At 67.8% G+C, this 13,225-nt stretch carries 11 protein-coding genes; 8 read left to right on the plus strand and 3 right to left on the minus strand.

Features of this window, described 5'->3' with window-relative positions:
- Nucleotides 1-75 precede the first annotated feature (75 nt).
- Genes GZH52_RS06375 through GZH52_RS06400 form a run of 6 tightly spaced genes read left to right on the plus strand, consistent with a single transcriptional unit; the run spans nucleotide 76 to nucleotide 8,521 of the window.
- The gene (locus GZH52_RS06375) at nucleotides 76-1,380 is read left to right on the plus strand and encodes a TolC family protein (RefSeq protein WP_163315651.1); all 1,305 of its coding nucleotides are present in this window, start codon (nucleotides 76-78) and stop codon (nucleotides 1,378-1,380) included.
- Between the two features lie 10 nt (nucleotides 1,381-1,390).
- Nucleotides 1,391-2,305 carry an HlyD family secretion protein gene (locus GZH52_RS06380; RefSeq protein ID WP_163315652.1) on the plus strand — a complete coding sequence of 305 codons (915 nt, stop codon included), beginning with the start codon at nucleotides 1,391-1,393 and terminating at the stop codon, nucleotides 2,303-2,305.
- Nucleotides 2,306-2,310: 5 nt separating this feature from the next.
- Entirely contained in the window at nucleotides 2,311-4,215 is a 1,905-nt protein-coding gene (locus tag GZH52_RS06385; protein ID WP_163315653.1) for an ATP-binding cassette domain-containing protein, read from the plus strand.
- Entirely contained in the window at nucleotides 4,212-5,366 is a 1,155-nt protein-coding gene (locus tag GZH52_RS06390; protein ID WP_163315654.1) for an ABC transporter permease, read from the plus strand. The genes GZH52_RS06385 and GZH52_RS06390 overlap by 4 nt, the downstream gene beginning before the upstream one ends.
- The gene (locus GZH52_RS06395; RefSeq protein WP_163315655.1) at nucleotides 5,363-6,490 is read left to right on the plus strand and encodes an ABC transporter permease; all 1,128 of its coding nucleotides are present in this window, start codon (nucleotides 5,363-5,365) and stop codon (nucleotides 6,488-6,490) included. Before GZH52_RS06390 ends, GZH52_RS06395 begins: the two co-directional genes overlap by 4 nt.
- 51 nt (nucleotides 6,491-6,541) lie before the next feature.
- On the plus strand, nucleotides 6,542-8,521 hold the full coding sequence (locus GZH52_RS06400; protein ID WP_163315656.1) for a diguanylate cyclase domain-containing protein: 1,980 nt from the start codon (nucleotides 6,542-6,544) through the stop codon (nucleotides 8,519-8,521).
- Between the two features lie 77 nt (nucleotides 8,522-8,598).
- Here the strand turns inward: GZH52_RS06400 and GZH52_RS06405 are convergent, their stop codons facing one another.
- From GZH52_RS06405 to GZH52_RS06415, 3 genes are read right to left on the minus strand one after another with little or no spacing between them, the layout of a single operon-like run.
- Nucleotides 8,599-9,243, minus strand: a complete 645-nt coding sequence (locus GZH52_RS06405) for a TetR/AcrR family transcriptional regulator (protein ID WP_163315657.1) — start codon at nucleotides 9,241-9,243, stop codon at nucleotides 8,599-8,601.
- Nucleotides 9,244-9,248: 5 nt separating this feature from the next.
- Nucleotides 9,249-10,145 carry a mechanosensitive ion channel family protein gene (locus GZH52_RS06410; RefSeq protein ID WP_163315658.1) on the minus strand — a complete coding sequence of 299 codons (897 nt, stop codon included), beginning with the start codon at nucleotides 10,143-10,145 and terminating at the stop codon, nucleotides 9,249-9,251.
- Nucleotides 10,146-10,161: 16 nt separating this feature from the next.
- Entirely contained in the window at nucleotides 10,162-11,772 is a 1,611-nt protein-coding gene (locus GZH52_RS06415) for a peptide chain release factor 3 (protein ID WP_163315659.1), read from the minus strand.
- A gap of 127 nt (nucleotides 11,773-11,899) precedes the next feature.
- On the opposite strand from GZH52_RS06415, the gene GZH52_RS06420 reads away from it, so the two are divergent.
- Both GZH52_RS06420 and GZH52_RS06425 read left to right on the plus strand, forming a co-directional pair.
- A complete protein-coding gene (locus tag GZH52_RS06420) occupies nucleotides 11,900-12,514 on the plus strand; it encodes a riboflavin synthase subunit alpha (protein WP_163315660.1) in 615 nt (204 codons plus the stop codon).
- Complete coding sequence (locus GZH52_RS06425) at nucleotides 12,511-13,182, plus strand: Dph6-related ATP pyrophosphatase (protein ID WP_163315661.1); 672 nt, start codon at nucleotides 12,511-12,513, stop codon at nucleotides 13,180-13,182. The genes GZH52_RS06420 and GZH52_RS06425 overlap by 4 nt, the downstream gene beginning before the upstream one ends.
- Nucleotides 13,183-13,225 lie beyond the last annotated feature (43 nt).

A 13,225-nucleotide genomic window follows, 5' to 3' on the forward strand; every position in this document is an offset into this window, starting at 1 on the left:
TGACCCAGCTCAAGCCCTGTTCATGCTCATGTGTTAAAATGCTAATGAACAATCATTCATTTGTCAGGGGTCGGCATGAAGGCCTTGCTCGGTGGGGTATGCCTGTGCGCGGCGTTCGCCGCGCACGCGGAAACGCTGGAGGAGGCGTGGCAGGCGGCGCTCGCCAATAACCAGGCGCTCTTCGCAGCGGGGCTTCGGGTCGAGGCCGGCGCGGCGACACTCGAGGCTGCACAGGCGGCGGCGGGCCCGGCGCTCGCCCTCAACGCCGACCTGCGCCGCTTCGACCGCGCGCCGCAAGGCAAGGTCGACCTCTCGGCGCTTGCCAGGGTGCCGCCGCTCGCGCCGCTTGGTTTACCGACCGAGGCCAGGTTCGATTTGACCGACCGCGTGAACACCTACGCCGGCGTGCGGGCGACGCTGCCCCTTTATACCGGTGGCGCTCTGGACGCGATGGCGGCGGGTGCCCGGGCCGGGCAGGACGCGGCGCGTGCGCGAGAGGATGCGCTGTGCCAGTCGCTCAAGCTCTCGGTCGGGCTCGTCTACCTGGACGTGCTGCGCGCCGAGGCGCTGCGAAAGGTTGCCTTACAACAGGTCGCGACGCTGAAGGCTTACCGGCGCGACGTCGGCAACTTCTACCGCGAGGGTGTGGTGGCACGTGTCGACGTGCTGGGCGCGGACACTGCGCTCGCCGCAGCAGAAGGCCGGCGCATCGAGGCGGATAACGCGCTGGAACTTGCACGCGCCGCGTACAACCGCTACCTGGGCCGCGCACCGGCAAGCCAGGTGAGCGTCAGCGACCCGCGGCTTGAGGCGCCGGAGCTCTCCGCCGCGCGTCTTACCGCGCGCGCCGGCAACCGGGCCGAACTGGCCGGGCTCGAGAAACTTGCCCAAGTGCGCAGCGAAGAAGCGCGCGCCAAACGCGCCGACGCGGCACCGCAGCTTGCCGCGTTCGCCGCGTACGACTGGCTGGACAACCCCAACCTGGTTCGCAAGGGCGCGGCGTCGGTCGGCGTCGGCCTGCACTGGCAACTGTTCGACGGCGGGCTCGCGCGTGCCCAGGCGCGCGCGCTCGAGCGCGAGGCCGACGCCCTGCTGGCCGAGCGTGCCGACACCGAGCGCGCGATCACGCTCGAGCTTGCGCAGGCAGCCAGCCAGCTTGAAAACGCCCAGGCCCGCTTCAGGGTGGCCGACAGCGCGCTCGCGCAGGCGGCCGAGCAGCTGAAGATCCAGACCAACCGTTACCGCAACGGCCTTGCGACGCAGACCGACGTGCTTGCCGCGCAAACCATGCACTTTGACAGCCAACGCAACGCCGAAGATGCCCGCTACGCGTGGCAGGCCGCCAGCTTGCGCCTGCGCCGTGCCGCGGGACTCCTGTAAGGGGACGAGAATGCCTAAGAAAACACGAATCCTTGCTGCAGCGGGTGTCGCACTGACGGCCCTGCTGGTTTTTGGCGCGTGGTGGCTGAACCGCGTCCCCGAACTGCCGGCGGGGCTGGTCGCCGTCAACGGCCGCATCGAGGGCGACCGCACGCTGGTCAGCAGCAAATACCCTGGGCGGCTCGCCGAGGTGCTGGTTAACGAGGGTGACTCGGTGCGCGCGGGCGACGTGCTCGCACGCCTGGCATCGGACGAGATCGACGCGCGCAAGGCGGCGCTCGACGCCAAAGTTACCCAGGCCGCGGCGGCGCTCACCCGTGCCCGCGCGCAGGCCGAGCAGGCCGAGCGGGACGCGCGCCGCTTCGAGGCCTTGCTCGCGCAGGGCTCGGTCGAGCGGATGCGCGCCGAGCAGATACGCCTGCTGGCGACCCACGCGCACGAGGCTACGAGCCAGGCGCGCGCGCAGCTTGATGAGGCGCGCGCGGGCGCCCGCGAGGTAGCGGGCATGCAGGGCGAGCTGACACTCAAGGCGCCCGCGTCCGGCGTGGTGCTCAGCCGCTTGCGCGAGCCGGGCGAAGTGCTTGCCGGCGGCGGCGCGGTGTTCGAGCTGGTTGATCTAGACAAGCTGCACCTGAAGGTTTACGTGCCCGAGCGCGAGATCGGCCGTATCGCGCGCGGGCAGGCGGCCAGGTTGTGGATCGACGCGCTGCCGGCTACGCCGTTCGACGCGAAGGTCAGCCAGATCGCCGCGCGTGCCGAATTTACGCCCAAGGAAGTGCAGACCGCCGACGAGCGGGTCAAGCTCGTCTACGCGGTGAAGTTGGGTATCGCGGCCAATCCCGGCCACCGGTTGACGCCGGGCCTGCCCGCCGACGCGGTGATCCGTACTGAAGCCGCTGCCCCCTGGCAGAAACCCGTCTGGTAGCCGTGATGGACGCGCTGGTGATCCGGGCCGACGGCTTTGGCAAGCGCTACGGCAAGCGTCAGGCGGTGTCTGACGTGAGTCTTGCCGTGCGCAAGGGCGAGCTGTTCGGGCTGATCGGCCCGGACGGTGCGGGCAAGTCCAGCCTGATGAAGGCGGTCGCCGGCGTGCTCCGCTACGACAGCGGCACGCTCGAGGTGTTCGGCACCGATATGGCGCGCGACGCGGCGGCCGAGTCGGTGAAGGCGCGCATCGGGCTGATGCCGCAGGGGCTGGGGCAGAACCTGTACGGCGACCTCTCCGTCGAGGAGAACGTCGACTTCTTCGCGAAGCTGCGCCTGGTGCCCGACGCGCAGGCGCGTGCGCGCAAGGAGAAGTTGCTCGGCGTGACGCGGCTCGCGGATTTTCGCGCGCGGCCGATGAAGCAGCTCTCCGGCGGGATGAAGCAGAAGCTGGGGCTGGTCTGCACGCTGATCCACGCGCCGGAGCTGATCGTGCTCGACGAGCCGACCACCGGCGTCGACCCGGTGTCGCGGCGCGACTTCTGGCAGATCCTCGCCGAACTGGTCGCCGAGCAGGGGCTGTCCGCCCTGGTGTCGACCGCGTATATGGACGAGGCGAGCCGCTTTGCACGGATGGCGCTGATGCACGAGGGCAGGGTGCTCGCGCAGGGGCAGCCGCACGAGATCCTCGCGCTGCGCGCGGGCAGCGTGGTCAGCTGCGTACCGCAAGAGCAAGTGCGCGCCCGCGCGGCGCTCGCCGCGAACTACGCGCAGGTCGAGGCGCTCGGGCCCTGCTTGCGGGTGTTCGTGCCCGGTCTGGCGCGAGAAGCGGCCGAAAGCGCGGTCGCGCGGCTGGTCGACGCTGCGGGCAGCGCCACCGCTTACGACTCGGGCGAGGCGGAGCTGGAAGACGTGTTCGTCGCGCTCCTGGCCGGCAGCCTTGCGCCGACGGACGCGGGCGAGGCGGCTGCAGTGCCTGCCGCGCCGGGCAAGGCGTCGCCGGCGATCGAGGCGATTTCGCTGGCACGCCGTTTCGGCGACTTTGTCGCGGTGTCGGACGTGAGCTTCACCGTGCGCGAGGGCGAGATCTTCGGCCTGCTCGGCGCCAACGGCGCCGGCAAGACCACCGCGATCAAGATGCTGACCGGCATCCTGCCGCCCTCCAGCGGCGGCGGGCGCATCGCCGGCGTCGACATCGCCCGCGTCAAGTCGCGTATCGGCTATATGTCGCAAGCGTTCTCGCTCTACCTCGATTTGACCGTCAGCGAGAACATCCGCCTGTACGCCGGCCTGTACGGACTGTCTCGCGCCGAACGCGCGGCGCGGCTGGACTGGGTGCTCGAGATGGCCGGCCTGCAAACGCTCGCCGACACGCTGGCTGCCGAGCTGCCGATGGGGCAGCGCCAGCGTCTCGCGCTCGGTTGCGCGCTGGTGCACCGCCCGCGCGTGCTGTTTCTGGACGAGCCGACCTCCGGCGTCGATCCCGTCGGCCGGCGCGCGTTCTGGGACGTGCTGTTTAAGCTGTCGCGCGTCGACGGCGTCGCCTTGCTGGTGACCACCCACTACATGAGCGAGGCCGAGCACTGCGACCATCTGGCGCTGATGTTCGCCGGGCGCATCGTCGCCGACGCGACGCCCCAGGCGATGAAGGTCGCGCTCGAACACGACCTTGGTGCGCTGTACGAGATCAGCGGCGAGAAGGCGCTGGCCTTCGCGCCGGTGCTCGCGGCGGCCGGGCTGGGCGGCGTGTCGGTACACGGGCGCAGCCTGCACGTGCTGTGCCGCGACGGCGCGCGTCTGGCGGCGCTGGCAAGCGAACACGGCGGCGTGCGGGTGCGCGCACGCGTGCTGACGATGGAGGACGTGTTCGTCGAGCGGGTGCGTGCGCTGGAGAAGGAGGCCGGGCGATGAAGATGCAGCGGGTGCAGGCGCTGGCGTGGAAGGAGTGGCGCGAGATCGTGCGCGACCGGCTCTTTTTCGCGCTCGCCTTCGTGGTGCCGGCGCTGTTGATGGTGCTGTTCGGCTACGGGCTGTCGTTCGACGTGGAAAATGTGCCGTTCGCGCTTATCGACCACGACCGTACCGCGCAAAGCCGCGACTACGGCTACCGCTTCATCGGCTCGCGCTACTTCGACTTCAAGGGCTACGCGGCCAACGAGGCCGACGCCTACGACTTGATCGCCGGCGGGGAGGTGCGCGCGGTGCTGGTGATCCCGCCCGGTTTCGGGCGCGACCTCGCGCAAGGCAGGCCTGCCCAGGTGCAGACGCTGATCGACGGCACTTTTCCCAACCGTGCGCTGACCATCCGCGGCTACGTCGGCGCGATCAACGCCGAACGCTCGCTGGATTCGGCCGCAAATTACCTTGCCGCGCGCAGCGGCTTGCCGTACGCCGACGTGCGCGCGCGATTGCAGCCGGTCACGCTTGAAGTGCGCTACCTCTTCAACGAGGCGGTGCTGAGCATCTGGTCGCTCGCGCCCAAGCTGATCATGCTGATCCTGATGATCTCGCCGCCTTTCCTCACCGCGCTGGGCGTGGTGCGCGAGAAGGAGAACGGCTCGATCTTTAATATCTACGCGTCCGATATCAGCCGCGGCGAGTTCCTGCTGGGCAAGCTTGCGCCCTACGTGGCGATCTCCTGCGTGAACAGCCTGTTGCTGTGGCTGATGGCGGTCGGCCTCTACCGGGTGCCGTTCAAGGGCGACTTCGCGTTCTTCGCGCTCGCCAGCGTGGTGTACGTGGCGTGCACCACCGGCGTCGGCCTGGTGGTGTCGGTGCTGGTGCGCACGCAGATCGCCGCGATGATCGTCACCATGGTGATCACGCTGATCCCGGCGGTGCTCTACTCGGGGCTGATCATCCCGGTGACGTCCCTGTCGGACGCCGCGTCCTTCGTCGCGCACGCGATGCCGGCGATGTACTACGCGGATATCGTGGTCGGCTGCTTCCTCAAGGGGGCAGGGGTCGCCGAGCTGTGGCGGCCGCTGCTGGTGCTCGCGCTGTACGCCTGCGCGCTGTTTGCCGCCGGCTACGCGCTCTTCAGCAAGAGGCCCGCCTCATGAACGCGCTGTCTCTCTGGTGCCTGCAACTGAAGGTGATGTTCGGCAAGGAGCTGCGCCAACTGGGGCGCGACCGCGTGCTGCTCGCCTTCATCGTGTACGCGTTTACCGTCGACATCTTCCTCGCCGCGTCCGGGGTGTCGCTGCAACTGAAGCTGGCGTCGACCTATGTAGAGGACGTCGACCACAGCAGCGCGTCGCGCGAGCTCGCCAGCCGCTTCTTGCCGCCGTACTTCCAGTTGCAGGGCGAGCTTGCAAGCGAGCGCGCGGCGGACGCGGCGCTCTCAAGCGGCCGGGCGATGCTGGTGCTGACGGTGCCGGCGGGCTTCGGCGAAGACCTCGCGCGCGGCGAGCCTACCCACGTGCAGTTGCAGGTCGATACCAGCAACGCGGTGTTGGGCTTTCTGGCCGCCAGCTACGCCGAACAGATCGTCGCGCGCTTCGGGCTGGAAACGGTGGACGCCGGCAAGACGCCGCTGCCCGTCATCGAGAACCGCACCCGGGTGTGGTTCAACCCAAACCAGGAAGACAGCTGGTTCATGGGCATCTCGGAGCTGCTGAACGTGATCACCATCTTCTCGGTGCTGCTGCCGGCGGCCGCCGCCGTGCGCGAGAAGGAGCGCGGCACCATCGAGCAGTTGCTGGTCAGCCCGCTCACCCCGCTGCAGATCCTGTTGCCCAAGGTGCTGTCGATGACGCTGGTGATCCTGGCCGGCACGGCGCTCGCACTGTTCGGCGTGCTCAGGCCGTGTTTCGGCGTGCCGATGGCCGGCAGCGTGCCGGCGTTTTTCGCGCTGACCGCGCTTTACGTGTTCACCAGCGCGGGCTTCGGCCTGCTGGCGGCGACCGTCGCGCGCAACCTTGCGCAGGCGGGGATGCTGACCATCCTGATCCTCGCGCCGATGCTGTTCCTCTCCGGCGCGTGGACGCCGCCGGAAGCGATGCCCGAATGGCTTGCAGTATTCACTCACTTTTCTCCGTTGTATTATTTCATCAATATTTCATTTGGCTTGCTGCTCAAGGGGCAGACCGTCGCCGCGCTGTGGCCTTCGGTACTCGGCATGATGGCGCTGGGCATGGCCGCTTTCGCTGCCGGCTTGTTGCGCTTCAGAAGGCAGTTCGGTTAGTTTAATTATTTTGGATATTTGTCCGCCAGGGGCGGGCGACGCCCGGGCGCCATGCGATCATTCCGTCAACTCTTGTATTGCCCGGGCACGCTGGCCCGCCAGGCCGCGCTATGGGTGTGCGTACTGTCGCTGCTGGTGGCCGCGCTGGTCTGGGGGCTGGGCAGGCTGTGGCTGATCCCTGCCATCGAGACGGGCGAGCGTACCTCCGCCAGCGCCGAGGCGCTACGCATGCGCGACAGCTACCTTGAAGCCGCGTCGGGCATGGTGCGCGCGCAGCGTGACTGGACGCGCTGGCAACAGTTGGCTGACGCCGCCAACGGGAAGGGTCTCGGACACCTGCTGCCCTACGTCGGCCCGGCACGTCTGGCCGACCTCGGCGTCGACTGGGTGGCCCTCTTCAAACGCGACGCCTCGCCGGTCTTTACGGCGGAACTCTCCGGGCGGCAGGTGATTTTCGACAGCCGGCGCCTGGCCGGCGCGCTGCGCCCGGACAGCGAGTTCGGCCGCCACCTGTACCGGCTCGCCGCTTCGGACGACCCGTACGTAATCTCGGGCATCGTCCGTTTCCCGACCGGCCCTTACTATATTTCGCTCGCGCCGGTGCAGGGCCTGCACGCGGGTGCCGAGCCCTCCGGCTTCCTGCTGTGGGCCACCCGCGCCGACCGCATCGTACTCAGGAGCCAGTCGACCTTCCTGCGCAACAACACCCGGGTGCTGTCGCTGACCTCGCGGCAACTGCCCGACGAGGTGGTCGCCTGGCGGCACGCGGGGCGGACCACCGATGCGCCGCTGACGCTGATGCGCAGTCACCGTGTCGACAGCTGGATAGGCGTGAGCGACCTGGACGGCCGCCCCGCGCTGTTTCTCGGGCAAAGCCTGCGCCGAGACCAGTCGCTGCTGGCCTCCGCGCAGGTCAACCGGCTGGCACTCATCGCCGTCGCCGCGATCCTGCTGGTCGGCCTGGCCGCGGTATGGGTCGTGCAAAGCCGGCTGGGCGCGCGCCTCGCGGCGCTTGGCGGCGCGCTGCGACGTCTGGAGCGTCCAGGTCAAATCGAACCGCTGGCGATCCGCGCGGACGACGAGCTTGGCGAAGTGGTCCGCGCGGTCAACGCCCTGATCGGCCGCAAGAATGCCGCCGAAGCGGGGCGAGTGGTGAGCGAGCAGCGTTTCGAGCACCTGTTCGAGCACCTGGCGCATGGGCTGCTGTTGGCCGAGGAGGGGCGGGTGGCCCAGGCCAACCCGGCTGCCTGCGAGTTGTTCGGTGATTTTCTCCTCGGCACGACACTCGCCGGTTTTTTTTGCGGCGACGACGCGCGCGCGATGGTCATGTACGCACGCTGCGCCGAGCCGGCGGGGCAGCGGGAGTCCTGGCGTGGCCAGTGCCGCCTGGTCGGCCGCATGGGCGCGTTCGAGGCGGAGCTGACCGTCACCCGCCTGCCCGGCCCTGACGGGGGCGGCCTGTTGTTGCAGGTCGACGACATCAGCGAGCGCGAGGCGAGCTGGCGCGCGGTTCGCCAGCTTGCGTTCCACGACGCGCTGACTGGCCTCGTCAACCGGACATTGTTCCTCGACCGTCTCGAACACCGGCTGGCGCAGGACGCGCGCACGAGCGGGAGTTTTGTCCTGATGTATATGGACCTGGACGGCTTCAAGGCCGTGAACGACCATCTCGGGCACGCGGCGGGCGACCGGGTGCTGCAGGTCGCCGCGCAAAGGATGGCGTCCTGCCTGCGCGATGGGGATACCCTGGCGCGGTTGGCAGGGGACGAGTTCGCCTTGCTGCTGAAAGGCGAGCCGGACCGCGAGAGCGTCGTGCAGATTTCGGGCCGGCTACTCGCCGAATTGGAGGCGCCCATCGTGCTTGACGGCGGGCCGGTGAGGGTGTCGGCCAGCATCGGCGTGCTGGTCGCGCAGGCCGCCGGCATGAGCGCGGCGGCCGCGCTCGAGCGGGCCGACGCCGCAATGTACCGGGCCAAACACGCGGGCAAGGCGGGCGTCGCCTTCTGGGGCGGGGACGCCCTTACCGCCTGAACTCCTTTGCGGCCGGCATTGGCCGGCGATTTCGCCCGCGAGGCAGAACCCCGGCTGGCGGCCGTGGCGGAGAGGGGCTAGCGGTAGCGCGCGTCGAGCGCCTTGAAGCTTTCGAGGTGGTCGGCGCTGACGTAGGGGCGCATCAGCGCGAGTACCTGGCGGGCGCCGCGCCGGCCGGTTTCCGGCGAGATCGGCACCTTGGGTTTGGCCGACTGCTCGAACGCGTACCAGAACTTGACGACGATCCAGATGTTGACCGCCAACAGGCCGATGGTCTCCTCATCCTCGAAGTTGAGGAAGCCCGACTGCTGAAAGCCCTTCAGGAAGGCGATCATCATCGGCTGCAGCTCGGTGCCGATGAAGTGGTGGTACTCGGCCTGCATCTGCGGGTTGCGCGAGAGCAGCCCCGGCAGGTCGTCGAACATGAAGCGGAAGCGCCAGAAGCCCTGGAAGATCGCGTCGAGGTAGCGCGACAGGTCGTCCACCGTCGGCGCCCGGTCCGCTGGCGGCGTCAGCTGCTCGCGGATGAACGCCTCGTACTCGCGGAAGATCTGGAAGACGATCTCTTCCTTGTTGCGGAAGTGGTAGTACAGGTTGCCCGGGCTGATGCCCAGGTGCGCCGAGATATGGTTGGTGGTGATCGCCCGCTCGCCGTGCTCGTTGAACAGCTTGAGGCTCTCGATGATGATCTTGTCGTAGGTTTTGATCCGGGTCTTGCTCATGGGAATCAAGCCTGTTGGGAAGGGAAGGGTTGGACGTTGCCTGCCGAAACGTCATCGGCAGGCTCGGGGAAGGCTTCGCGCAGGAAATGCTTGAGGATTAGCTGTTCGGTCCGCTGGCGCGACTTGGCGGGCAGCGCGATACGCAGGCTCAAGAGGTAGCTCGTATCGTTGAGCGTCTGCACCGACACCCGCGGCTCGACCGACGGAGTGTCCAGATGGTGGATCGCCTCGATGCGCGACATATGCCTTTGCGCGGCAGCAAGAAAGGGCGCGACAGCGTCCTGGGCGGCGGCGAGCAGCAGGCGTTCGGCGCGCGCCGGCGGCAAGGTGTACGGCAGAGTCAGCTTGACCGTGTGCACCACGTACTCGCCCATGTAATTTTCCTGGATCACCGGCTGCGTCAGCAGCAGGCTGTGCGGGAAGGCGAGCGCGCGGCCTGTCATCTGGTGGCTGTCGTGCTCGGGGCCGATCTCCATCACCGTGGTAGTCAGAAGGCCGATGTCGACCACCCGCCCGCGGATGTGCGCAACTTCAATGTGGTCGCCGAGGCTGTAGCTGTTCGACGCGCTCCTGAGCAGGCCGCCGGTCAGGCACATGATCAGCTCCTTGGTCGCCAGGATCACCGCGGCGGCGAAGGCCAGCATCGACACCGCGATGGTCTGCAGCTCGGACGCCCAGATCAGCGCGATCCCGGCGACGCCGCTGACGAACAGCACGTTGCGCGCGGTGATCGACCAGCGCCGCCTGTCGTCCAGCGTCCAGTCGGTATTGGCGCCGATGGCGCGGCCGATCGCGATCCTCAGCGCTACCAGTACGGCGATGAGCACGCCCGAGCGCACGATGTCGGCAGCGTAGCTGCCGCGCATCGTTTGCCAGAATTCGTACAAGTCACCCGCCGCCATGTCCGCCCCGCAATGCTCAGTCGTTCAGTTTGACCGCGTGTTCGCGGGTCTCGTGGAACACGATGTCCGGCCAGCGCTCCTGCGTGAGCTGCAGGTTGACGCGGTTGGGTGCGAGGTAGGCGAGGTTGCCGCCAGCGTCGACCGCGATATTGCCGGCGAGCGCCTTCACGAAGTCGTCGAGCTTCCTGCGGTCCGCGCAGCTGAACCAGCGTGCCGACCAGATGCTGGCCGACTCGAAGATCGCGTCGACGCCGTATTCGGCGGCCAGGCGCGAGGCGACCACCTCGAACTGCAGCACGCCGACCGCGCCCAGGATCAGGTCGCCGCCGGTCTCCGGCTTGAACACCTGCACCGCGCCTTCCTCACCCAGCTGTTGCAGGCCTTTGGCCAGTTGCTTGAGTTTGAGCGGGTTGCGGATACGCACCGAGCGGAACATCTCCGGCGCGAAGAACGGGATGCCGGTAAACGACAGCGCTTCGCCCTCGGAGAACGAGTCGCCGATCTGGATGTTGCCGTGGTTGGGGATGCCGATGATGTCGCCGGCGTAGGCTTCCTCGACGATCTCGCGGTCGTGCGACATGAAGGTCACCACGCTGGATGCCGCGATGTCGCGGTTCAGGCGCAGGTGTTTCATCTTCATGCCGCGCTCGAAGCGGCCCGAGCACACGCGCATGAAGGCGATGCGGTCGCGGTGCTTGGGGTCCATATTGGCCTGGATCTTGAACACGAAGCCGGAGAACTTCTCCTCGGCCGGGTCGACCACGCGCACCGTCGCGTCGCGCGGTTGCGGGGCGGGCGCCCAGTCGATCAGCGCGTCGAGGATTTCGCGCACGCCGAAGTTGTTGATCGCCGAGCCGAAGAACACCGGGGTGAGCTCGCCGGCGAGGAATTCCTCGAGGTTCCACTCGTTGGACGCGCCCTTGACGAGCTCGATCTCCATGCGCAGCTGTTCCATCTCCAGCGGGAAACGCTGGTCCAGCTCGGGGTTGTCGATGCCTTCGATCAGCTCGACGTCGGTGATCAGGCGGTCCGAGCCCGCCTCGAACAGGATCACCTGGTCGGTCAACAGCGAGTAGACGCCGCGGAAGTTCTTGCCCATGCCGATCGGCCAGGTGATCGGCGCGCAGCGGATCTTCAGCACGTTCTCGACCTCGTCGAGCAGCTCGAGGCTGTCGCGCACTTCGCGGTCGTACTTGTTCATGAAGGTGACGATAGGCGTGTCGCGCAGGCGGCACACGTTCAAGAGCTTGATGGTCTGCTCCTCGACACCCTTGGCCGCGTCGATCACCATCAGCGCGGCGTCGACCGCGGTTAGCACGCGGTAGGTGTCTTCCGAGAAGTCCTGGTGGCCCGGGGTGTCCAAGAGGTTGACCGTGTGCTCGCGGTAGTCGAACTGCATCACGCTCGAGGCGACCGAGATGCCGCGCTGCTTCTCGATTTCCATCCAGTCGGAGGTCGCGAACTTGCCGCCCTTCTTGCCCTTGACCGTGCCGGCCATCTGGATCGCGCCGGAGAACAGCAACAGCTTCTCGGTCAGCGTGGTCTTGCCCGCGTCGGGGTGGGAGATGATGGCGAAGGTGCGGCGGCGCGCGGCCTCGGCGGCGATACGGGTCAACTCGGTGGACATTGCTCGGTCGGGATGCGGATTTCGTAAACCGCGCATTGTACCGAATTTTGCCAAGACTCGCCGGGCAGCCATTTCATGGCGTTGCAGGTACAATGCCGGCATCCGATTTTGCGCAGGATCTTCCAGAATGTTTACCGGGATCGTCCAGGGGATGGCCGAACTTGTCGCCGTCGCCGAAAAGGAAAATTTCCGCACCCACAAGGTGCGCCTGCCCGAGGCTTTGCTGCCCGGCCTGGAGCTGGGCGCTTCGGTCGCGCACAACGGCGTGTGCCTGACCGTGACCGCCGTCGAGGGTGACGTCGTCGCGTTCGACCTGATGCAGGAGACGCTGCGCGCGACCAACCTGGGGGCACTGAAGGTCGGCGACCGGGTGAACGTCGAGCGCGCCGCGCGCTTCGGCGATGAAATCGGCGGCCACGCGATGTCCGGCCATGTGCTGTGCACGGCGCCCATCGTCAGCGTGACCGACACCCCGAACAACCGCACCGTGCGCTTCGCGCTGCCCGAGCCTGTCCGCAAATACGTGTTCGACAAGGGTTATATCGGCATCGACGGCGTCAGCCTGACCGTCGGCGACGTGCGGGACGGGGAATTCTCGGTGTTCCTGATCCCCGAGACGCTCTCGCGCACCAAGCTGGGCTTCTGCGCCGCGGGAGACCTCGTCAATATCGAGGTCGACCCGCAGACGCAGGCCATCGTCGACACCGTCGAGCGCGTGCTCGCGCAAAAGGCGCTCGCGTGATCGCGAAAGGCACGCCGTTTGTCGCGTCGTACAGCGGCGGTAAGGACTCCACGCTCGCGCTGTGGCGCGCGGTGCGCGCCGGCGGCAAGCCGCTCGCGCTATTGACCATGCTCGACGAGACCGGCGGGCGCAGCCGCTCGCACGGCATCTTGCCGGCGGTGCTGGACGCACAGGCCGCCGCGCTGGGCCTGCCGCGCATCAGCGGGCAGGCCAGTTGGGGCGACTACGAGCGGGTATTCGTCGAACAGCTGGGCCGCGCGCGGGCGATGGGTGCGGTGGCTGCGGTGTTCGGCGACATCGACCTTGCCGCGCACCGCCAGTGGGAAGAGCAGGTGTGCGCGCAGGCGAGCCTTGCGCCGGTGCTGCCTTTGTGGGGCGAGGACAGGCTTGCGCTGGTGCGCGAATTTGTCGACGCGGGCTTTGCCGCGCGCATCGTGGTGATCCGCCGCGACCTGATGGCCGACGACTATCTGGGGCGGGTGCTCGACCACGCGCTGATCGAGCGTATGCTCGCCGACGGCATCGACCCGTGCGGCGAGGCCGGCGAATTCCATACGCTGGTGACCGGCGGCCCGCTGTTTGCCAAGCCGCTCGCGCTGGCCGACGGAGACGTGCGCGCAGACGGCGACTACCTGAGCCTTGATTTTGGGCTTGCCGCCAGCATTTGAAGTTTGCATACATAGAACGCAGGGATGGTCCCTGCCACAAAGG

This window comes from Crenobacter caeni, from assembly GCF_010435965.1.
Taxonomy (GTDB): domain Bacteria; phylum Pseudomonadota; class Gammaproteobacteria; order Burkholderiales; family Chromobacteriaceae; genus Craterilacuibacter; species Craterilacuibacter caeni.